Source organism: Streptomyces sp. NPDC097129, from assembly GCF_055668065.1.
Map to the genome: position 1 here is coordinate 357,931 of NZ_JBVOQE010000006.1, position 21,457 is coordinate 379,387.

Consider the following 21,457-nt stretch of genomic DNA (forward strand, 5'->3'; position numbering starts at 1 on the left):
GTCCCCGTACTCGGTCCCGTACCGTGTCCGGGGACGTACGCACGTGTGCCGCACGCGAGGCAAGAGGCAAGGGGAGGCGGTAAGCCAGATGGCCGTGAAGGACCGGGACCGTTTCTCCACAGCGACCAGGATCCGGCTGCTCGGCGAGCAGACCGCGGCCCGCGTCTACCGCTCCCAGACCAAACGGCAGGCCCGCCGCTCCCGGCTCACCGGCCGCGCGGCGCTGCTCGCGCTGGTGGTGTGCACGCTGATCGTGGCGCTCGCCTACCCCATGCGCCAGTACGTCTCGCAGCGCGCCGAGATCGCCGACGTCCAGCGGCAGAAGCAGCAGGCCCGGCAGCGCGTGGAGCAGCTGCGCGACCTCAAGGCGCGCTGGCAGGACGACTCCTTCGCCGAGCAGCAGATCCGCAAACGGCTGCACTATGTACTGCCGGGGGAGACCGGGTACGTCGTGGTCGACCCGGACGCCGCGAAGCAGGCCCGCACCGACGCCGGCTCGGCGGACCGCCCCTGGTACTCCAACGTCTGGGACGGGGTCGACAAGGCCGACGCCTTTGACCAGTAATTCGACAAGAGAGAACTCCGTAGTGGAAACGCCCCCGCCGTCCACCCCGCGCACCGAACCCACCGACGCGGACGTGGCGGCCTTCCAGCAGCAGTTGGGCCGGCCGCCGCGCGGGCTGCGCGCGATCGCCCACCGGTGCCCCTGCGGGCAGCCCGACGTCGTGGAGACCGCCCCGCGCCTGCCGGACGGCACCCCCTTCCCGACGCTGTACTACCTCACCTGCCCCCGGGCCTCCTCCGCGATCGGCACCCTGGAGGCCGAGGGCGTGATGAAGGAGATGACCGAGCGGCTGCAGAGCGACCCGGAGCTGGCCGCCGCCTACCGCGCCGCGCACGAGGACTACATCCGGCGCCGCGACGAGATCGAGGAGCTGACCGGCTTCCCGAGCGCCGGCGGCATGCCGGACCGGGTGAAGTGCCTGCACGTGCTGGTCGCCCACTCGCTGGCCGCCGGACCGGGCGTCAACCCGCTCGGCGACGAGGCGATCGCGCTGCTGCCCGAGTGGTGGCGCAAGGGCCCCTGCGTCACCCCGGCCGGCGACGGCGCGGACGCCGGAACCGAGGAGGACGCCCAGTGACCCGGGTCGCCGCCATCGACTGCGGTACGAACTCCATCCGGCTGCTGGTCGCCGACGCGACCGTGCCCGACGGCGCCGCCGGCGCGGGGGCCACGGGCGAACTCGTCGAGCTGGACCGCCGTATGACGATCGTGCGGCTCGGGCAGGGCGTCGACCGCACCGGCCGGCTCGCCCCCGAGGCGCTGGAGCGCACCTTCGCCGCCTGCCGGGAGTACGCGCAGATCATCAAGGAGCACGGCGCCGAGCGGCTGCGGTTCGTCGCCACGTCCGCCTCCCGCGACGCGGAGAACCGCGACGATTTCGTACGCGGTGTGCTGGACATCCTCGGTGTGGAGCCGGAGGTCATCACCGGTGACCAGGAGGCGGAGTTCTCCTTCACCGGCGCGACCAGGGAGCTGGCCGGGCACGAGCACCTTCAGCGGCCGTTCCTGGTGGTGGACATCGGCGGCGGCTCCACGGAGTTCGTCGTCGGCGAGGAACACGTGCGCGCGGCCCGCTCGGTGGACGTCGGCTGCGTACGGATGACGGAGCGCCACCTGGTGGCCGGCGGGTCGGTCACGGATCCGCCCACCGAGGAGCAGATCGCGGCGATGCGGGCCGACATCGAGGCCGCGCTCGACCTCGCCGAGAGCAGCGTGCCGCTGCGTGAGGCGCGCACGCTGGTCGGGCTCGCCGGGTCGGTGACGACCGTGTCGGCGATCGCCCAGGAGCTGCCCGAGTACGACTCGGCGCGCATCCACCACTCCCGCGTCTCGCGGGACAAGGTCCGCGAGATCACCGAGTGGCTGCTGCACTCCACGCACGCCGAGCGCGCGGCCGTGCCGTCCATGCACCCCGGGCGGGTCGACGTGATCGCGGCGGGCTCCCTGGTGCTGCTGTCGATCATGGAAAGGACCGGCGCGGAGGAGGTCGTGGTGAGCGAGCACGACATCCTGGACGGCATCGCCTGGTCGGTGGCGTGACGTCTGCGCACTGATGTGCAGGGAGAGCACTTACGAAAAGTATGTGCCTTTTGTTGCCAATGGTTTGTTTCGCCCTTTTTGTGATGGTGAACCCGCCAAGGGAATCGCTCCGCGAGAAGGGTGAGACGAACCATGATCACCAGAGAGCAGATCCCGGCAGTCCTGGACCACCCGGTCCTCGGCGAGGACGGGAAGAAGATCGGCGAAGCCAAGCACGTCTTCCTGGACGACACGACGGGCGCGCCGGAATGGGTCTCGGTGAAGACCGGCCTGTTCGGCAGCAGCGAGTCCTTCGTGCCCATCCGTGACGCCGCGTTGGTGGACGGGCACACGGAGGTCCCGTACTCCAAGAGCAAGGTCAAGGACGCCCCGCACGTCGACGTCGACGGCGGCGGCCATCTCTCGCAGGACGAGGAGCACCGGCTCTACGACTACTACGGCCTCGACTGGGACGAGTCCTGGTCCCGCGCCAACCAGCCCGGCGAAGGCGGCTGGGCCCACCAGGCGGGCACGGCAGGCGAGGCCGGTACGGCTGGCGCGGCGGGCGCCGCGGGGACGGCCGGCACCGCGGGTGCGGCGGGTGCGGCGGGCACGGCGGGTGCCGCCGGTGCGGCCGCCGGTGCGCGCACCGGCCCGGACGACGACGCGATGACGCGCTCCGAGGAGCACATGCACGTGGGCGTCGAGCGCCGTGAGGCGGGCCGCGCCCGGCTGCGCAAGTACGTCGTCACCGAGCAGGAGGAGCGCGTCGTACCGCTGCGCCACGAGGAGGTGCGCGTCGAACGGGAGCCGATCACCGAGTCGAACCGCGACGCAGCGCTGTCCGGGCAGGAGATCGGCGAGGCCGAGCACGAGGTGGTGCTGCACGAGGAGCGCCCGGTCGTGGAGACCGAGGCCGTGCCGGTGGAGCGGGTGCGCCTGACCACCGAGGAGCGCACCGAGCAGGAGACCGTGCGCGGCCAGGTGCGCAAGGAGCGCATCGAGGCCAGTGCCGAGGACGCCGAAGAGGACCGTGACCGCACGGGGTACGACGACCGCGGCGGCATGGGCCAGGGGCTCCGGTAGGGACCCGGTGGCGAGGGGGCCGCACGGGGGTGCCGGCGACGAACGGTCGCCGGCACCCGCACGGAAGGGCGCCTTCCAACCCGCCCCGCGGGGCCGATCCGTCCTGGTCAGCGCCCTCCGCTGAGCACCCGCGGCCACGCCTGAGCGGGCCTGACGGACGGTCCGATGACGCCACGTCGGGAAAGTTCGTGAAGTTCTTCACAAGGAATTCCGTCCCGCAGGCCCCCCGAACACCTTCGGATGCCCCCTTCAGGGGCCGAACTTGCCTTTGAACATGTTCAGAAGGGGTGGGCAGCGCACCTTCGGATCACGCGTTCCGCCGGGCCTTTGGACCCGCTCACGGTGCCCTCGGTTGCCCAGAGAGGCAGCTCACGCGGCATTGACAACGGGCCGTACCGGACAACGGTTCCCGTCGCCCGTCATGATCTGCGTCACGCGGGCCGCGGAGTGTAGCACAGGCACCGTCGGACCTTGTGAAGGGGCGCACGAGCCACCCCCTCCAACCGGGTGGATACTCGATGCCATGAGCACCACGGAGCGTCCCAGGATCCTCGTAGTAGGCGGTGGGTACGTAGGCCTGTACGCAGCTCGACGCATTCTGAAGAAGATGCGTTACGGAGAGGCGACCGTCACGGTCGTCGACCCCCGGTCGTACATGACCTACCAGCCCTTCCTCCCCGAAACCGCCGCCGGCAGCATCTCCCCGCGCCACGTCGTCGTCCCGCTGCGACGTGTGCTTCCCAAGGCGGAGGTCCTCACCGGCCGGGTCACCACCATCGACCAGGACCGCAAGGTCGCCACGATCGCCCCGCTGGTCGGCGAGGCGTACGAGCTGCCCTTCGACTACCTGGTGATCGCGCTCGGCGCGGTCTCCCGCACCTTCCCGATCCCCGGCCTCGCCGAGCAGGGCATCGGCATGAAGGGCATCGAGGAGGCCATCGGCCTGCGCAACCACGTGCTGGAGCAGCTCGACAAGGCCGACTCGACGACCGACGAGGAGATCCGCCGCAAGGCGCTCACCTTCGTCTTCGTCGGTGGTGGCTTCGCCGGCGCCGAGACCATCGGCGAGGTCGAGGACATGGCCCGGGACGCGGCCAAGTACTACACCAACGTGTCCCGCGAGGACATGCGGTTCATCCTCGTCGACGCCGCCGACAAGATCCTTCCCGAGGTCGGCCCGAAGCTCGGCCAGTACGGCAAGGAGCACCTCGAGGCCCGCGGTGTCGAGGTCTACCTGTCCACCTCCATGGACTCCTGCGTCGACGGCCACGTGGTGCTGAAGAACGGCCTCGAGGTCGACTCCAACACCATCGTGTGGACCGCCGGCGTCAAGCCCAACCCGGTCCTGGCCCGCTACGGCCTGCCGCTGGGCCCGCGCGGACACGTCGACTGCGCGCCCACGCTCCAGGTGCAGGGCACCGACTACATCTGGGCCGCCGGCGACAACGCCCAGGTCCCGGACCTGGTCGGCCGCAAGGCCGGCAACGAGAACGCCTGGTGCCCGCCGAACGCCCAGCACGCGCTGCGCCAGGCCCGGGTGCTCGGCGACAACGTCCTCTCCGGCCTGCGGGGCTTCCCGCAGAAGGAGTACAGCCACGCCAACAAGGGCGCGGTGGCGGGTCTCGGCCTGCACAAGGGCGTCGCGATGATCGTCATGGGCAAGATGAAGATCAAGCTCAAGGGCCGTCTCGCCTGGTACATGCACCGCGGCTACCACGGTCTGGCGATGCCGACCTGGAACCGCAAGATCCGGGTCTTCGCCGACTGGACGCTCGGCATGTTCCTCAAGCGCGAGGTCGTCTCCCTCGGCGCGCTGGAGTCCCCGCGTGAGGAGTTCTACGAGGCCGCCAAGCCGGCCCCGGCTCCCGCCCCGGCCGCCGTGAAGACCGAGGAGAAGGCCAAGGCCTCCTGACCCTCGCGGTCAAGCCGCCTGACCCTCGGGTCAGCAGCTGAACAGCCCGAAGGGGCCGCCCGCCATCCGTGGTGCGGGCGGCCCCTTCGGCGTTCCGGGACACGATCACTCGTGGTGATGACGTCGGCCGATCTCCACGGCTACCGTGGACGGGCAGGCCGAGAATCCCGCCCATGGGAGGAATCATGACCGCCGAGCCCGTTGCCGAGCCGACCTCCGCGCCCGGCCGCCGCTGGCCGGTGCCGCCCCGGGACGGATACACCGTGGACGACCTGTTCACGTTGCCCGACCTCCCGCCGCACACCGAGCTGATCGACGGGAGCCTGGTCTTCGGGAGTCCGCAGCGGCGTTTCCACGCCAAGATGATCGAACTGCTGCTGAACGGCCTGCGCCACACGGTCCCGGACGACCTGAAGGTCGAGCGGGAAATGACCGTAGTCCTGGACCGCCGCAACGGCCCCGAGCCCGACCTCTGTGTCGTGCGCGCGCAGGCCGTCGTCGACGACCTGGACCAGACCCGCTTCGACGCCGCCGACGTCGTACTCGCCGTCGAGGTGGTCTCCCCGGACTCCGAGGCGCGCGACCGCGACACCAAGCCCCGCAAGTACGCCGCCGCGGGCATCCCGCACTTCTGGCTGGTCGAGGCCGACGGGTCGCCCAAGCGTCCCGTGGTCCGCAGCTACGAGCTCGACCCGGTGTCCAGGACGTACGCCCTGACCGGCACTCACCGCGACCAGCTCAAGTTCGCCGTGCCGTACGACATCGGGATCGACATCGGCCTCGAAACGCTGAGGGACCTCTGAACCGACCCCTCCGCCCGAGGGTTTACCCAGCCGTGACGCGTGTGGGGGACTGCGGCGCCGCCCCGTAGGTGTTTACGTGGTGCACGACATTCCGGGATCGCTTGTCACGGAGGTGTTGCACATGGCCGACGCCGCGCTGCGGCTCACGCGCCTGCTCGAGCAGTTGCTGGGAGTCCCGCTCCCGGTCCGTATCCGCGCCTGGGACGGCTCACAGGCCGGTCCCCCCGGCGCCCCGACGCTGGTCGTGCGCAACCGTCGCGCGCTGCGCCGGCTGCTGTTCAAACCGGGCGAACTGGGCCTGGCCCGCGCCTGGGTGGCCGGTGACCTGGAGATCGAGGGCGACCTGTACGCCGCGCTCGACCTGCTCGCCGGCCTGATCTGGGAGCGCGACGAGGACGCGAGAACCCTCGGCGAGGCCCTGCGCGACCCGACCGTACGCCAGGCCGTGCGCGGTCTGGTGAAGCTCGCGGGGCCGCCGCTGCCGCCCGCCCCGCCCGTCGAGGAGGTCCGCCGGCGCCGCGGCCATCTGCACACCCGCCGCACGGACAAGAAGGCCATCAGCCACCACTACGACGTCGGCAACGACTTCTACGAGCTGGTCCTCGGCCCGTCCATGGTGTACTCCTGCGCCTACTGGCCCGCCGCGGACGCGACCCTGGAGACCGCCCAGCGCGACAAGCTCGAACTGGTCAGCCGCAAGCTGGACCTGAGACCGGGTCAGCGGCTGCTCGACGTCGGCTGCGGCTGGGGCTCCATGGCGATCCACGCCGCCCGCGAGCACGGGGTGAGCGTCGTCGGCATCACGCTCTCCCAGGAACAGGCCGCCTACGCCCGCAAGCGGGCCGCCGAAGAGGGTCTGACCGACAAGGTCGAGATCCGGGTGCAGGACTACCGGGACGTGCAGGACGGGCCCTTCGACGCGATCTCCTCCATCGGCATGGCCGAACACGTCGGAGCGGACCGCTATCTGGAGTACGCCCGCAACCTGCACGCCCTGCTCAAGCCCGGCGGCCGGCTGCTCAACCACCAGATCGGCCGCCGCCCGCAGCGCGACGAGGGGGCGTACGACGTCGACGCGTTCATCGACGCCTACGTCTTCCCCGACGGCGAGCTGCAGCCCATCGGCACCACGGTCACCCAGCTGGAGCGGGCCGGCTTCGAGGTGCGCGACGTGGAGTCGATCCGTGAGCACTACGCCCTCACCCTGCGCGGCTGGGTCGCCAACCTGGAGGCCCAGTGGGACCGCGCGGTCCGGCTGACCAGCCCGGGCCGGGCCCGTGTGTGGCGGCTGTACATGGCCGCCTCGGCACTGGCCTTCGAACACAACCGCATCGGCGTCAACCAGGTCCTCGCGGTGAGGACCCCCGACTCCGGGATCTCCGGGATGCCCCTGCGCGCCCGTACCTGGAACTGACCCCTGCCCCGACCTGACACGGCGCCAGGGCCCCGCTCCCGGAAGGAAGCGGGGCCCGTCGCCGCCGTACCCGCTACTCCGCCTTGATGGCCTGCAGCATGTTCAGGCGGGCCGCGCGACGGGCCGGCCACAGGGCCGCCAGGACGCCCACCAGGGCGGCTCCCGCCAGGAACAGCGCGATCCGGCCCCACGGCAGGACCAGCTCGTACGTCGGCATCTTCGTGCCGAGCAGCTCACCGGCGGCCCAGCCGAAGAACACGCCGAGACCGATGCCGAGCACACCGCCGAACAGGGAGATCACCAGCGACTCCAGCCGGACCATCCGCTTGATGCCCGAGCGGTCCAGCCCGATCGCCCGGAGCATGCCGATCTCCTGCGAACGCTCGAACACGCTCATCGCCAGGGTGTTGACGACCCCGAGCACGGCGACGATCACCGCCATCATGAGCAGGCCCGTGAGCATGTTCAGCATCAGCGTGAAGACCTGTGCGATCTCGTCGGAGACGTCCTGCTTGTCCTGGATCTTGATCGCCGGGTTGTCGCCCAGCGCCTTCACCAGACGGTCCTTGGTCTTCCCCGAGGCGCCGCCGGCGGTCTTCACCATGACCTGCATGTCACCGGCGCCGGCCGGCTGGTGCGGGGTGAGGGCGGCGGTGTCCAGCATGATCCCGCGCATCATCTCGTTGCCCGCGTACACCCCGGCGACCGCCAGCCGCTGCGCCGTGCCGTCCTCGAAGTGCACGGTGAAGCCGGAACCGGCGTGCCAGCCGTGCGAGGCCGCGGTGTCCCGGTCGACGACCACCTTGCCGTGGCCGACCGTGAAGGAGCCGTCGTCGGTCTTCAGGTCGGTGAGCCTGCCGATCGCGGCGCCGTTGACGCCGGTCAGGTACTCGGTCTGCCCGTCGATGCGGGAGGGCGCGTTGCGCAGCGGGCTGACGTCGGTGACGCCCTCGGTGGTGCGCAGCGTCTTCTCGACGCCCGGGGACAGCTCGTTGCCGTTGGCCATGGAGACGACGTAGTCGGCGCGGATCGACGCCGAGGCCATCTTGTCGATGGACGTCTGCAGGCTGCCCGCCATCACCGTCATCCCGGTGATCAGGGTGAGCCCGATCATCAGCGCGGAGGCGGTCGCGGCGGTACGGCGCGGGTTGCGTACCGAGTTCTGCCGCGCGAGCCGGCCCGACACCCCGAACGCGCGCAGCAACGGCGCGGCGGCCGCGATCAGCGGGCGGGACAGCAGCGGGGTGAGCACGAACACGCCGATGATCAGCAGCACCGCACCGAGCCCCATGGGCGCCTGGGCGGCGTCGGCGTCCATCGACGTGGCGGCGAGCACCACCGCGACGCCGGCCGCGGCGAACAGCGCGCCGATGGTGTTGCGCAGCACCAGCGACCTGGTGGTCGCCTTGGCGTGCACGCTGCTCATGGCCGCGACCGGCGGGATCTTCGCGGCGCGCCGGGCGGGCAGCCAGGCCGCCAGCACCGTCACCACGACGCCGACGACGAGCGCGGCGGCGACGGTGCCGGGGGTGATCACCAGCGGGCCGTCCGGGACGGTCGCGCCGAAGGCGCCCATCAGGGACCGCAGGGCGGCGCCGATGCCGATGCCCGCGACCAGGCCGGCCACGCCGGCCACCGCGCCGACTACCAGCGCCTCGATCAGCACCGAGCGCGTGACCTGCCGGCGGGAGGCGCCGACGGCGCGCAGCAGCGCGAGTTCCTTGGTGCGCTGGGCGACCAGCATGGTGAAGGTGTTGGCGATGATGAAGGTGCCGACGAACAGGGCGATGCCGGCGAAGACCAGCAGCGCCTGCTGCATCCCGCTCATCTGCGAGGAGATCGTCCGTGCCTGGTCGTCGGCGAGCTGCCGGCCGGTGGTGGTCTCCACGGCGTCCTTCGGCAGCGCCTTGTCCAGTGCGGCCCGGAGCGCGGTCTGGGAGGTGCCGGGGGCGGCTTTGACGTCGATCTCGTCGTAGGTGCCCGGCTTGCCGAACAGCCGCTGCGCGGTCGCCGTGTCGAACAGGGCGAGGCTGCCGCCGGCGGCGACGTTGCCGTCGTCGGTGGTGAAGACGCCGGTGATCGTGGGGGTCAGCACGGGGCCGTCGACCGAGATGCGCACGGTGTCGCCGACCTGGTAGCCGGCCCGCTCGGCGGTCCTGGCGTCGATGAGGACCTGGTCCTTGCCGGTGGGCGCGCGGCCCTCGACGAGCGGGTAGCGCGGGTCCTTGGCGCCCCAGTAGTTGCCGCCCTCGGAGCGGAAGCCGCCGCCGATGAGCTTGCCGTCCTGGTCGGCGATGGCGGTGAAGCCCTGGACGACGCCGATCGCGGATGCCGCGCCGGGCACCTTGGCGCTGGTGTCGAGCTGCGCCTGGGTCAGCTCGGGCCGCTTGCTGACGGTGTTTCCGGTGTCGGGCCGGGAGCGGGGCTGGACGGCGACGTCGACGTGGTCGAAGCCCTTGGCGGAGCTCTTCTCGTAGGCGCCGGAGATGGTGTCGGTGAAGACGAGGGTGCCCGAGACGAACGCGACGCCGAGCATCACGGCGAGGACGGTCATCAGCAGGCGGGCCTTGTGCGCGAGGACGTTGCGCAGCGCGGTGCGGAACATCAGCTGGTGCGGCCCTTCGCGTCGAACTCGGGGGTCTGGGGGTTGCCCCCAGGAAGGACACGCATGAAGTCCAGCACCGCGTCGGCCGTCGGGCGGATCATCTCGTCGACGATGCGGCCGTCGGCGAGGAAGACCACGCGGTCCGCGTAGGCGGCGGCGACCGGGTCGTGCGTGACCATCACGACGGTCTGGCCCAGCTCCCGCACGGAGTTGCGCAGGAAGCCGAGCACCTCGGCGCCGGAGCGGGAGTCGAGGTTGCCGGTCGGCTCGTCGCCGAAGATGATGTCCGGCTGGGAGGCGAGCGCGCGGGCGACGGCGACGCGCTGCTGCTGGCCGCCGGAGAGCTGCGAGGGGCGGTGGCCGAGCCGGTCCGACAGGCCGACCATCCGGATCACCGAGTCCAGCCACTGCCGGTCGGGTTTGCGGCCCGCGATGTCCATGGGCAGGGTGATGTTCTCCAGCGCGGTCAGCGTCGGCAGCAGGTTGAACGCCTGGAAGATGAAGCCGATCTTGTCGCGGCGCAGCTTGGTCAGCTGCTTGTCCTTCAGCGAGCCCAGCTCGGTGTCGCCGATGCGCACGGAGCCGGAGGAGAAGGTGTCCAGGCCCGCGACGCAGTGCATCAGGGTGGATTTGCCGGAACCCGACGGGCCCATGATCGCGGTGAACTGGGCCTGGTGGAAGTCGACCGAGACCCGGTCGAGGGCGACCACCTGGGTCTCGCCCTGGCCGTAGATCTTCGACAGGTCCGTGGCGCGTGCGGCCACGGCGGCACTGGTCCGGCCGGCGACGGATGTGGTGGTCACGGGAATGCTCTCCTCACGGAAACGACGGTGCGCGACACGACGGTGTCGGGGGACGTGTTCCATCGTTCCGCCGGCTCGATGCCCTGTAGTCACCCGCTGTTCCGGTTCCCGGGGCCGACTGCGGGCGGACCCGGGGCGGTCGTCTCATACCTGGGGATGACGGCCGTCCCTGAGAAGGGCGGGCCTGAGCGTGGTGCGGAGAACCGGTGGCGCACCCTTGTTCGGACGGTGAAATCCCGTCATTCCGCGTACGCGACGGAGGGCCGCGCGCGAGGCTGCTGGCAAGTGCGGACGGCGCGTACCGGTGGCTGATGCTCCCTCAGACCTCAATAAAATAAGACAACATCGGGTCACCCGCCCGCTGTTCGGGGGACGTCTCCCGATAGGGTCGGAGTCTCGATGCGGAGCCCATGGCCTGCCCGGATGGTGGAATGCAGACACGGCGAGCTTAAACCTCGCTGCCCCTTCGCGGGCGTGCCGGTTCAAGTCCGGCTCCGGGCACCTCCGACCCTCGGCCGTACCCCTCCCGATACACCGCCGCGTACCCGTTGACAGCGGGTGACGGCGGGCGCAGACTCGCGTCCGAAGTCAGTGAAGGAAAGTTCACCAGGCGAACGCGCTGCATGAGGGGCCGTGCTCGCCCACGCGAAGGGAACGCCCGATGCGCACCACCGTCGGCATCATCGGCGCCGGACCGGCCGGCCTCGTCCTGGCCCGGCTGCTCCACACCGCGGGCATCGACTCGGTCGTGCTGGAGAGCCGCGACCGCGCCTACGTCGAACAGCGTCAGCGCGCCGGGATCCTGGAGCAGGGCACCGTGGACGTCCTGCGCGCCGCCCGCGCCGCCGAGCGCATGGACCGCGAGGGACTGCGCCACGACGGCATCGAGCTGCGCTTCGGCAAGCAGCGCCACCGCGTCGACTTCCCGGCCCTGACCGGCGGCAGATCGGTGATGGTCTACGCCCAGACCGAGGTCTGCAAGGACCTCATCGCGCTCCAGCTGAAAGAGGGCGGACCGCTGCTGTTCGAGGCCGAGGCCCTCGCCGTCGAGGGCGCCGACAGCGGCCACCCGCGCGTGCGGTTCCGTCACGAGGGACGCGAGGACGTCCTTCAGTGCGACTACGTCGTCGGCTGCGACGGCTTCTGGGGTGTGGCGCGCCGGGCGGTCCCCGCCGCGCTGTCCCGCGTCTTCGAGCGGACGTACCCCTTCGGCTGGCTCGGCATCCTGGCCGACGTGGCCCCCTCGCACGACGAGCTGGTCTACGCCCGCCACGACCAAGGCTTCGCCCTGCTCTCCATGCGCTCCCCGTCCGTCTCCCGCCTCTACCTCCAGGTCCCCGTGGGCACCGACGCCGAGTCCTGGAGCGACACGGAGATCTGGGACGAGCTGGAGCGCCGCTTCGAGACCGCCGACGACTGGCGCCTTGAGCGCGGCCCGATCACCCAGAAGTCCGTCACGCCGATGCGCTCCTTCGTCCACGAGCCCATGCGGTACGGCCGCCTCTTCCTCGCCGGGGACGCCGCGCACATCGTGCCGCCCACCGGCGCCAAGGGCCTCAACCTCGCCGTCGGAGACGTCGTCACCTTCGCCCGCGCCCTGGTCCACGAGCGCGAGACCGGCTCGCCGGAACTGCTCGACGCCTACGCGCCGGCGTGCCTGCGCCGCGTGTGGCAGGCCGAGCGCTTCTCCTACGACCTGACGATGCTGCTGCACCGGGCCCCCGACGCCACGCCCTTCGACGACCGCCTCCAGCTCGCCCGCCTGGAGCGCATCACCGGCAACCGCGCCGCCGAGACCGACCTCGCCGAGGCGTACACCGGCTTCCCGCTCGGCTGAGCCGCCGGCCCGACCGACCCCACGGCTCGACCGGCCCCGCGGCCGGAATTGATCTCCGGCCGATTCCGGGCGTGTACCGGCTTGGTCATGAACCGGGTCCGGCGGTGGCGGGAATCACCGCTGCGCGTAGCGTGTTGCGGAGCACAGGGCGGGAAAGATCCTTCCCAGGTATTAGGGTCGATCCTTTGCCTTTCCATTACTCTTGAGCCAAGGCCACGCTCGGTGGCCATGGAGGAGTGAGATGAGGAGCAGTAACCCGGTCTTCTCGCGACGGGGGTTCAGCCGCGACAACGGCTACGCGGGCTTCAACACCGCACCGCAGGCCGGGTACGCCCAGGGCAACCCCTACGCCCAGGGCGATCCGTACGCCCAGGGCGGCAACCCCTACGCGCAGAACCCGTACGCGACCAGCCCGTACGCCCAGCAGGACACGCAGTACGGCGCCCCGCAGGCCCCGGCCACCACCGGCCGGATGAGGATGGACGACGTCGTCATGCGCTCGGCCACCACGCTCGGCGTGGTCGTCCTCGGCGCGATCCTCGCCTGGGCCGTCCTGCCGGTCTCCCCCGGTTCCTACGGTCTCGCCATCGGCTCGGCGCTGGTCGCCTTCGTCCTGGCGATGGTGCAGAGCTTCAAGCGCACCCCGTCGCCCGCGCTGATCCTGGGCTACGCCGCGTTCGAGGGCGTCTTCCTCGGCGTGATCAGCGAGATGTACAACAGCGCGTGGAGCGGCGCCCCGTTCCAGGCGGTGCTCGGCACCATGGCGGTCTCCGGCGCCACCCTGCTGGTCTACAAGGCCGGCTGGATCCGCGTCACGGCCCGCTACGCCCGCATCGGCATGGCCATCGCCATCGCGTTCGTGGTGGTCATGGCGGTCAACCTGCTGCTGGTGGCGTTCGGCGTCGCCGGGGACGGCGGTCTGCGCAGCATGGGCCCGCTGGGCGCGGTCGTGGGCATCATCGCGATCCTGATCGGCGCGTTCTTCCTCACCCTCGACTTCAAGCAGATCGAGGACGGCATCGCCTACGGCGCCCCGCGCAACGAGGCGTGGCTGGCCGCGTTCGGTCTCACCATGACCCTGGTGTGGATCTACCTGGAGATGCTGCGCCTGGTGGCGATCTTCAGCAGCAACGACTGACGCCGGCCGGCGGCTGCCGGCCAACGTGTCACGAAGGGCCCCGGGACCAGCGTCCCGGGGCCCTTCGGCGTATGACGGCGGGTGCGCGCGGCGCTCGCTCGCGGCGCTCGCTCGCGGGGGCGGAGCGGTCAGCGCAGCTTCCGCGCGGCCCTCCTCAGTTCGTACTCATGGATGATCGCCTTGGCGTGGCCGTACGCGAGATTGTGTTCGTGGCGCAGCCAGCTGACCTTCTCCTCGAAGCGCAGGGCGGGGCCTTCGTCGACGGTGCGCAGCCAGTCGGCGATGTCGCGACCGGTGCAGTGGGGGATGCGGGCGAGAATGTTGCGGTGGGTCTCCTCGGAGAGGACATGGGACATCGGCGCCTCCGGACGTATGGGATGTAAGCCGGTCCTTCAGGTCACCGTGCCTGAGTGTTCGCTTGTTGGCAACAGTCCCGAACGGGCGCGTAGGCTCACGGCGTGGTGGATACGACGTCCCTGACCCGAGCTGTTGATCACTTCGCCGATCGGTTGCGGGCGGCACCGCAGTCCCGTTTGCAACGGGGGGCGGCCGCGGAGGCGCTGGAGCTGGCCCGGGCGCTGGCCCGGTGGGCGCAGACGGTCGAGTCGCCGGGGGAGGAGCCCCGGGAGATGCCGGACGCGGGGATGTTCGCGGCGGCCGACCAGGTCACCGTCGCCGTCCGCGATCTGGCGCTGGTGCTCACCTCACAGGCCGACGTCGAGGAGGCCGTGCGGTGGGTCGAGGAGGCGCAGAAGCGGGCGGGGGTCTGAGGTCGCGGACGAGGGCGGGGGTCTGAGGCCTCGTCGGCTGGCCCAGGCTGTCTGCGGCGGGTCGCGCAGTACCTTGCGCCCCTTACGGGGCGCCCCCGTACCCCCTCGTCACAGGCTCGCTATGACCCGGTCCGCCAGGATGTAGACGTTGTCCTCGCCGCAGGCGAAGGTCAGGGTGTACGCGCCCGAGATGCCGGAGCCGCCGAGCAGGTACGGGGCGTCGCCGGCGCTCAGGGCGGCCGCCAGGCGGTCCGCGGTGTCGCGGTGGCCCGGGGTCATGCACAGCGTGGTGCCGTCCGCGAAGACATAGACGTCGAGGGTGCCGAGCGGGCCGGGGCGGACGTCGGTCAGTTCGACGCGCTCAGCGGCCAGTTCCTCCAGAATGGCCACGGTGCGCTCGTGGTCGTTCACCACCGGTGACTGCACCGGCACGAAGTCCGGGTGCGAGGGGTGACGGCGGCGGGCCGCGGCCAGCTCGGGGGACTCGCCCGCGAACTCGTCGGCCTCCGCGCCGTACTCGGTCACCGGCTCCAGGCCCACGAAGTCGGCCTGGCGGGGCAGGAACAGCTCGCTGTCGGCCAGACCCAGCAGGGAGGGCGTGTCGGAGACGTCACGGGCCTCCTGCGCCGCCCAGAACGCCCGCGCCTCGGCGAGTTCGCGCTCCCGCTCCTCGGCGAGGGCGTCGGCCACGGCGGCGCGTATCTCGTCCGCGTCGGCCGCGGCGCGCGCTGCGGGCAGCAGCCCGTGGGCCGCGGAGTGGCCTGCGGTCAGCTGAGTGTGCAGGGCCGCCACCTGCCTGCGCAGCAGGACGAGGGTGCGCAGGACGGCGACGCCCACGGCGCCCGTGGCGGCCGTGGTGACCAGCAACGCGATCGGCATGGCGCTCACTGACGTACTCCCAGGTTCAAAGTCGACCCCCGACTTCCTACATCAGCTTGAAGGGTGGACCGTCCAGTTGTCAGTGCGTAACGTCACGAAACGGACAGGGTGTTGTGCCGGTGGTGGCTGGCGTGACGCCGATGACCTGCGGATTTCCCGGGGGAGAGGGATATAGGTCACATCATGGCGGAGATTGGATCACAAAACGGCCCGGAGCCGCGTGAGTTCGCGGACTCCGGGCCAGGGGCTCACGGAAGGTGCCCCGTCGGTCACACAGGGGTCAGCTGAGGCGCTCGATGACCATCGCCATGCCCTGCCCGCCGCCGACGCACATCGTCTCCAGGCCGAACTGCTTGTCGTGGAACTGGAGGGAGTTGATGAGCGTGCCGGTGATGCGGGCGCCGGTCATGCCGAAGGGGTGGCCGACGGCGATGGCGCCGCCGTTGACGTTCAGCTTGTCGAGGTCGATGCCGAGGTCCTGGTAGGACGGGATCACCTGGGCGGCGAACGCCTCGTTGATCTCGACCAGGTCGATGTCGCCGACGGAGAGACCGGCGCGCTTGAGGGCCTGCTTGCTCGCCTCGACCGGGCCGAGACCCATGATCTCCGGGGACAGGCCGGAGACGCCGGTGGAGACGATGCGGGCGAGCGGGGTCAGGCCCAGCTCGCGGGCCTTGGTGTCCGACATGATGACGAGCGCGGCGGCGCCGTCGTTCAGCGGGCAGCAGTTGGCGGCGGTGACGAGGCCGTCGGGGCGGAAGACCGGCTTCAGGCCCTGGACGCCCTCCAGGGTGACGCCGGCGCGCGGGCCGTCGTCCTTGGAGACGACCGTGCCGTCCGGGAGGGTGACCGGGGTGATCTCGCGCTCCCAGAAGCCGTTCTTGATGGCTTCCTCGGCGAGGTTCTGCGAGCGGACGCCGAACTCGTCCATCTCCTGGCGGCTGATGCCCTTCATGCGGGCGAGGTTCTCGGCGGTCTGGCCCATCGCGATGTACGCGTCGGGCAGCAGGCCGTCCTCGCGCGGGTCGTGCCAGGTCGTGCCCTCCTGCTGCGCGACCTCGGCGGTGCGGGCCTCGGCCTCGGCGAACAGGGGGTTGTGCGTGTCCGGGAGGCTGTCGGAGTTGCCCTTGGTGAACCGCGAGACCATCTCGACGCCGGCCGAGATGAAGACGTCGCCCTCGCCGGCCTTGATGGCGTGCAGCGCCATGCGGGAGGTCTGCAGGGAGGAGGAGCAGTAGCGGGTGATCGTGCAGCCGGGCAGGTGGTCCATGCCCATCTGTACGGCGACGATCCGGCCGAGGTTGTTGCCCTGCTCGCCGCCGGGGAGGCCGCAGCCGAGCATGAGGTCGTCGATGTCCTCGGGGTCCAGCTCGGGGACCTTGGCGAGGGCCGCCTGGATGATCGTGGCGGTCAGGTCGTCCGGGCGCAGGTCCTTCAGAGAGCCCTTGAAGGCGCGGCCGATGGGGGAGCGGGCGGTCGAGACGATGACGGCTTCGGGCATCACGGCTCCATGGGCTTGCGGGGATCGGGCGGACTTCCTGGGAAGTTACCCCTCCGTATGGTTCAGGTCACGGGCGGCGAAGTGTGACCTTGACCGCAACTTTCTAAGCGCTTGCTTTTGTCTGGCCGACGGCTGGGCCAGGGGGGTGCGTGGGGTGCCGGTCTCGTTTGTCGTCTGGGGTGAGTGGTGGGCTGGTCGCGCAGTTCCCCGCGCCCCTGGGGGGGTGCAGCGCCGTCGATCACGAAAACCCCGCCGGCGCCGGGGCGCCCACCCGTCCCCGGGTACCCCTCAAGGTGACGGTGCTGCAGCCGGCTCCGTTTCCGGGACCCGCCGCCGGCGCCGGCGTTTGAGCAGGGCCCAGGGGCCTCGTGCCCCGGCGACCTCGGTACCGGCCTCCGACGCCGCTTCCGCAGCCGCCTTCGCGACCGGCAGGAAGCCCTCGCGGCGGCTGACGTCCGGCCGCTCCTCGTCCGCCGGCCACAGCCCCAGCGTCGCGCAGACGGTCGGCAGCACCGCCATCGCGGCGGTGGCGTACCCCTCGGCGGACGGGTGGTAGCTGTCGGGGCCGAACAGCTCGCGCGGGTTCGCGGCGAACTCCGGGCCCAGCAGGTCGCCCAGCGACACGGTCCGGCCGCCCTGCTCCACCACCCCGATCGTCTGCGCCGCCGCCAGCTGGCGCGAGGCACGCCGGGCCAGCCAGCGCAGGGGCTGCTGCACCGGCTCGATGGTGCCCAGATCCGGGCACGTGCCGACCACCACCTCCGCGCCGGCCGTGCGCAGCCGCCGTACCGCCGTCGACAGGTGACGCACCGAGCGGGTCGGGGGCATCCGGTGGGTGACGTCGTTCGCGCCGACCATGATCACGCAGATGTCGGGCAGCAGGCCGGGGTCGGCCAGGGCGACGCTCACCTGGCGTTCCAGGTCGTCGGAGCGGGCGCCGGGCAGGGCGACGTTGCGCAGCTGCACCGGACGTTCGGCGACCGCGGCGAGCCCGGACGCCAGCAGCGCCCCCGGCGTCTGCCCGGCCCGGTGGACGCCCTGGCCCGCGGCCGTGGAGTCGCCCAGCATCAGCAGCCGCAGCGGGGGCTCACCCGGAGTGTCGTAGGACAGGCCGTACAGGCCCTCGGCGTTCGGCACATGGTGGGTGGTGCCGTTGCTCACGTGGCGCCGGGCCATCTGCGCCTCGGCCACCAGCAGACCGACCAGTGCCGCGCCCGCCAGCCCGATCCCGCCACCGCCGTAGGCGGCGCCCGCCGCGATGCGACGGGCCACCCGCGCCCTCGACATGCTCGTCATGCGTCGCCGCCACCTCCTCGATCCGCCCTCACCCACTCCTTGCCCCGTACGGACCGTTGCCCAATCTCCACCAGGAGTGAACGCCCGTCATGGACGCCGTACAAGCCATAGGCTGGCGGAACCACGACCACATCTTTTGCAGCATCCGGAGACAACGGTGCAATTCCACGACTCGATGATCAGCCTCGTCGGCAACACCCCGCTGGTGCGGCTCAACAGCGTGACCAAGGGCATCAGGGCGACCGTCCTGGCCAAGGTGGAGTACTTCAACCCGGGCGGGTCGGTGAAGGACCGCATCGCCCTGCGCATGATCGAGGCGGCCGAGCAGAGCGGCGAGCTCAAGCCGGGCGGCACGATCGTCGAGCCGACCAGCGGCAACACGGGCGTCGGGCTCGCCATCGTGGCCCAGCAGAAGGGCTACAAGTGCATCTTCGTGTGCCCCGACAAGGTGAGCACCGACAAGATCAATGTGCTGCGGGCCTACGGCGCGGAGGTCGTGGTGTGTCCGACCGCCGTGGCGCCGGAGCACCCCGACTCCTACTACAACGTCTCCGACCGCCTCGTGCGCGAGACGCCGGGAGCCTGGAAGCCCGACCAGTACTCCAACCCCCACAACCCGCTCTCCCACTACCACTCCACCGGCCCCGAGCTGTGGGAGCAGACCGAGGGGAAGATCACCCACTTCGTGGCGGGCGTCGGCACCGGCGGCACCATCTCCGGCACCGGGCGCTACCTGAAGGAGGCCAGCGACGGCCGGGTGAAGGTCGTCGGCGCCGACCCCGAGGGGTCCGTCTACTCCGGCGGCTCCGGCCGGCCGTATCTCGTCGAGGGCGTCGGTGAGGACTTCTGGCCGACCGCCTACGACCGTGACGTCGCCGACGAGATCGTCGCCGTGTCCGACAAGGACTCCTTCCAGATGACCCGCCGCCTCGCCAAGGAGGAGGGGCTCCTCGTCGGCGGTTCCTGCGGCATGGCGGTCGTCGCCGCGCTGGAGGTGGCCCAGCGGCTCACCGAGGACGACGTCGTGGTCGTCCTGCTGCCGGACAGCGGCCGCGGCTACCTCAGCAAGATCTTCAACGACGAGTGGATGGCCGACTACGGCTTCCTGGAGGACGAGGGGCCGAGCGCCCGCGTCGCCGACGTGCTCAACGACAAGGAGCACGGCGCCATCCCGTCGCTGGTGCACATGCACCCCGAGGAGACCGTCGGTCAGGCCATCGAGGTGCTGCGCGAGTACGGCGTGTCGCAGATGCCGGTGGTCAAGCCGGGCGCCGGCCACCCGGACGTGATGGCCGCCGAGGTCGTCGGCTCCGTCGTCGAACGGGAGCTGCTGGACGCCCTGTTCAGCAAGCGGGCCTCGCTGGAGGACCCGCTGGAGAAGCACATGTCGGCGCCGCTGCCGCAGGTCGGCTCCGGTGAGCCCGTCGCGGACCTGATGGCCGTGCTCGGCAAGGCCGACGCGGCGATCGTCCTGGTCGAGGGCAAGCCGACCGGCGTCGTCTCCCGGCAGGACCTGCTGGCCTTCCTCGCCAAGGGCTGAACGGGACGGTGAACCCCGGGTGAACCGCCGCTTGCGGCGGCGAACTCGCGGTGACCTGGGCCGATCGGGCGGACGCGGAAGTGGTACGAGGGTGTCACGTCCGCGCAGCACCGGCTTAACACGCGTCCGGCACAGTGGTGGATGTCGGCAGGGGGTGGTGGGGTACCTCCCAGGCGTTGAGCCCTGGAGGAGGCTCCCCGTCCCTCGCCGGCGGCGTAACGGCGTCACGGACCTCCGGAGCGGCTCCCGGACCTCCACGGACGCCACGGACGCAGGAGCCCGGTCCTGACCCGGCCCGCGTCCCTCGCGGGGACCGCCGTCGTCCCGCCCCCCGGCAACGGGGGTGCGGCGGTCCCCGCGCCCAACTTCCCCCGGCGCGCCCCGCACAACTTCCCCCGGCGCGTCCCCCTTTCGCCGGGTACGGCGTTTCCGTCCCGCGCAGGATGTTTCCGTCCCGCGGATGACGTTTTCGGAACGGATCCGCGACGCTTCCGTGCCCTTTCCCGGGCCGTCGCTGTCGGTGCCGGGTGAGAGGATCACCGGCATGGCCCTTCCCCAGCCCGACGACCTCGCCACGCTCGTCCTGCGCACCGACTTCACCGACGACACCGCCTGGGACGCCCTGTGCGCGGCGCTCGACTCCGCCGACGGCGCGAGCCGCGTCAGTGACCCCAGGTTCGCCGGGGCGAGCGTGCAGGCGCTGCTCGACGAGGAACTGGCCGCCGACGAGGACGAGCGGATCTGTGAGGTGTTCCTCGCCGACGCCACCACCCTCACCGACCCCGAATGGCCGCTGCTCGCCGTCGACCTCTACGACGAGCCGGGCCGCACCTTCCGGGTCCCGGTGCGCTGGTACCCGGAGCTCGCCGCCGATCTCTCGATCGCCAACTTCGACTTCGCCGACTTCGCCGACGCGGCCGACCCCTCAGGCACGTTCCGCGGCTTCGGGGACCGCTGACGCCCAACTGCCCAGCAGCGCCAGGCGTTCGGCCGTCTGCGAGCCCGGCTCGGGCGTGTAGACGACGACCGTCAGGTCCGGCTCCCCGGGCAGGGTCAGGGTCTCGTACGGCAGGGTGAGCAGGCCCGTCACCGGGTGGTGGACCTTCTTCACGCCCCACGCGCACTCGGCGACCTCGTGGTCGGCCCACAGCCGGCGGAAGTCCTCGCTCCTGAGGGAGAGTTCGCCGACCAGCGCGCACAGCTCGGGATCGTCCGCGTGCAGACCGGCGCTCAGCCGCAGATGCGCCACGGTCTGCGCGGCGACCGCGTGCCACTCCGGGAACAGCTCCCGGCCGGCCGGGTCGAGGAACACCTGGCGCGGGATGCAGCGCTCCTCGGGCGCCATGCGGCTGAAGCCGTTCAGGGCGTCACCCAGGGCGTTCCAGGCCAGGACCTCCATCCGCGGGTTCAGGATGAAGGCGGGGCTGCGTTCCATGGCGTCCAGCACCAGTTGCACGCCGCGGCGCACGCGGGGCGCGGCCGGGCGGGCGGTGGCGCGCCGGGTGCGCGGGCGGGCCACGGTGCGCAGGTAGGCGTGCTCGGTCTCGTCCAGGCGCAGCACGCGTGCGACGGCGTCCAGCACGGCGTCCGACACGCTCGTGCCGCGGCCCTGTTCGAGCCGGATGTAGTAGTCGACGCTCACCCCGGCGAGCTGCGCCACCTCCTCGCGGCGCAGCCCGGGCACGCGACGGCGGCCGTGCGCGGGCAGCCCCACCTCGTCCGGCTGGATGCGCGCGCGGCGTGAGCGCAGGAAGTCGCCGATGTCAGCAGTGGTCCAGTCCCCGTCCATG

At 71.3% G+C, this 21,457-nt stretch carries 19 protein-coding genes and 1 tRNA gene; 13 read left to right on the forward strand and 7 right to left on the reverse strand.

All coding sequences use genetic code 11. The annotated features are described in order from the left end of the window. The first annotated feature begins 88 nt into the window (after positions 1–88). From AC0B9F_RS20070 to AC0B9F_RS20100, 7 genes are all read left to right on the forward strand, one after another. A complete protein-coding gene (locus tag AC0B9F_RS20070) occupies positions 89–565 on the forward strand; it encodes an FtsB family cell division protein (RefSeq protein ID WP_472004391.1) in 477 nt (158 codons plus the stop codon). Positions 566–587: 22 nt separating this feature from the next. After that, a complete protein-coding gene (locus tag AC0B9F_RS20075; protein WP_472004393.1) occupies positions 588–1,142 on the forward strand; it encodes a DUF501 domain-containing protein in 555 nt (184 codons plus the stop codon). Then, entirely contained in the window at positions 1,139–2,104 is a 966-nt protein-coding gene (locus AC0B9F_RS20080) for a Ppx/GppA phosphatase family protein (RefSeq protein ID WP_472004395.1), read from the forward strand. The genes AC0B9F_RS20075 and AC0B9F_RS20080 overlap by 4 nt, the downstream gene beginning before the upstream one ends. A gap of 132 nt (positions 2,105–2,236) precedes the next feature. Further along, on the forward strand, positions 2,237–3,169 hold the full coding sequence (locus tag AC0B9F_RS20085) for a DUF2382 domain-containing protein (protein WP_472004397.1): 933 nt from the start codon (positions 2,237–2,239) through the stop codon (positions 3,167–3,169). A 523-nt stretch (positions 3,170–3,692) separates the two neighbouring features. Further along, the gene (locus AC0B9F_RS20090; protein ID WP_472004399.1) at positions 3,693–5,081 is read left to right on the forward strand and encodes an NAD(P)/FAD-dependent oxidoreductase; all 1,389 of its coding nucleotides are present in this window, start codon (positions 3,693–3,695) and stop codon (positions 5,079–5,081) included. 173 nt (positions 5,082–5,254) lie between these two features. Beyond that, entirely contained in the window at positions 5,255–5,884 is a 630-nt protein-coding gene (locus AC0B9F_RS20095; protein ID WP_472004401.1) for a Uma2 family endonuclease, read from the forward strand. A 121-nt stretch (positions 5,885–6,005) separates the two neighbouring features. Next, complete coding sequence (locus AC0B9F_RS20100) at positions 6,006–7,298, forward strand: class I SAM-dependent methyltransferase (RefSeq protein WP_472004403.1); 1,293 nt, start codon at positions 6,006–6,008, stop codon at positions 7,296–7,298. 73 nt (positions 7,299–7,371) lie between these two features. On the opposite strand, the gene AC0B9F_RS20105 is transcribed toward AC0B9F_RS20100, so the two are convergent. Continuing rightward, positions 7,372–9,903 carry an ABC transporter permease gene (locus AC0B9F_RS20105; RefSeq protein WP_472004405.1) on the reverse strand — a complete coding sequence of 844 codons (2,532 nt, stop codon included), beginning with the start codon at positions 9,901–9,903 and terminating at the stop codon, positions 7,372–7,374. Further along, on the reverse strand, positions 9,903–10,706 hold the full coding sequence (locus tag AC0B9F_RS20110; RefSeq protein ID WP_472004407.1) for an ABC transporter ATP-binding protein: 804 nt from the start codon (positions 10,704–10,706) through the stop codon (positions 9,903–9,905). Before AC0B9F_RS20110 ends, AC0B9F_RS20105 begins: the two co-directional genes overlap by 1 nt. A 417-nt stretch (positions 10,707–11,123) precedes the next feature. On the opposite strand from AC0B9F_RS20110, the gene AC0B9F_RS20115 reads away from it, so the two are divergent. The 3 genes from AC0B9F_RS20115 (at position 11,124) to AC0B9F_RS20125 (ending at position 13,681) form a co-directional block, all read left to right on the forward strand. Further along, positions 11,124–11,207 (forward strand) — tRNA-Leu (locus AC0B9F_RS20115). A gap of 160 nt (positions 11,208–11,367) precedes the next feature. Next, on the forward strand, positions 11,368–12,543 hold the full coding sequence (locus AC0B9F_RS20120) for a 4-hydroxybenzoate 3-monooxygenase (RefSeq protein ID WP_472004409.1): 1,176 nt from the start codon (positions 11,368–11,370) through the stop codon (positions 12,541–12,543). Positions 12,544–12,784: 241 nt separating this feature from the next. Continuing rightward, positions 12,785–13,681: a Bax inhibitor-1/YccA family protein gene (locus AC0B9F_RS20125; RefSeq protein ID WP_472004411.1), complete on the forward strand. Its 897-nt coding sequence runs from the start codon at positions 12,785–12,787 to the stop codon at positions 13,679–13,681. A gap of 128 nt (positions 13,682–13,809) precedes the next feature. Here the strand turns inward: AC0B9F_RS20125 and AC0B9F_RS20130 are convergent, their stop codons facing one another. Beyond that, positions 13,810–14,037, reverse strand: coding sequence for a DUF4287 domain-containing protein (locus AC0B9F_RS20130; protein ID WP_472004413.1), 228 nt, complete (start codon positions 14,035–14,037; stop codon positions 13,810–13,812). Between the two features lie 102 nt (positions 14,038–14,139). Here AC0B9F_RS20130 and AC0B9F_RS20135 point away from each other — a divergent pair, with 102 nt between their 5' ends. Further along, positions 14,140–14,451 (forward strand): hypothetical protein, encoded by a 312-nt coding sequence (locus AC0B9F_RS20135; protein ID WP_472004415.1) that lies wholly within the window; start codon positions 14,140–14,142, stop codon positions 14,449–14,451. A gap of 108 nt (positions 14,452–14,559) precedes the next feature. Here AC0B9F_RS20135 and AC0B9F_RS20140 read toward each other — a convergent pair whose 3' ends face one another. From AC0B9F_RS20140 to AC0B9F_RS20150, 3 genes are all read right to left on the reverse strand, one after another. After that, on the reverse strand, positions 14,560–15,339 hold the full coding sequence (locus AC0B9F_RS20140; protein WP_472004417.1) for a hypothetical protein: 780 nt from the start codon (positions 15,337–15,339) through the stop codon (positions 14,560–14,562). 271 nt (positions 15,340–15,610) lie between these two features. Next, complete coding sequence (locus AC0B9F_RS20145) at positions 15,611–16,831, reverse strand: acetyl-CoA C-acetyltransferase (RefSeq protein ID WP_472004419.1); 1,221 nt, start codon at positions 16,829–16,831, stop codon at positions 15,611–15,613. A gap of 288 nt (positions 16,832–17,119) precedes the next feature. Continuing rightward, positions 17,120–18,127 carry an SGNH/GDSL hydrolase family protein gene (locus AC0B9F_RS20150; RefSeq protein WP_472004421.1) on the reverse strand — a complete coding sequence of 336 codons (1,008 nt, stop codon included), beginning with the start codon at positions 18,125–18,127 and terminating at the stop codon, positions 17,120–17,122. A gap of 157 nt (positions 18,128–18,284) precedes the next feature. Between AC0B9F_RS20150 and AC0B9F_RS20155 the strand changes: the two genes are divergently transcribed. Together AC0B9F_RS20155 and AC0B9F_RS20160 are read left to right on the forward strand one after the other, a co-directional pair. Next, positions 18,285–19,667: a cystathionine beta-synthase gene (locus tag AC0B9F_RS20155; protein ID WP_472004423.1), complete on the forward strand. Its 1,383-nt coding sequence runs from the start codon at positions 18,285–18,287 to the stop codon at positions 19,665–19,667. 544 nt (positions 19,668–20,211) lie between these two features. Then, on the forward strand, positions 20,212–20,625 hold the full coding sequence (locus AC0B9F_RS20160; protein ID WP_472004425.1) for a DUF6924 domain-containing protein: 414 nt from the start codon (positions 20,212–20,214) through the stop codon (positions 20,623–20,625). Here the strand turns inward: AC0B9F_RS20160 and AC0B9F_RS20165 are convergent. Beyond that, positions 20,593–21,456 carry a helix-turn-helix transcriptional regulator gene (locus AC0B9F_RS20165; protein ID WP_472004427.1) on the reverse strand — a complete coding sequence of 288 codons (864 nt, stop codon included), beginning with the start codon at positions 21,454–21,456 and terminating at the stop codon, positions 20,593–20,595. The genes AC0B9F_RS20160 and AC0B9F_RS20165 overlap by 33 nt on opposite strands. Between the last annotated feature and the right edge of the window lies 1 nt (position 21,457).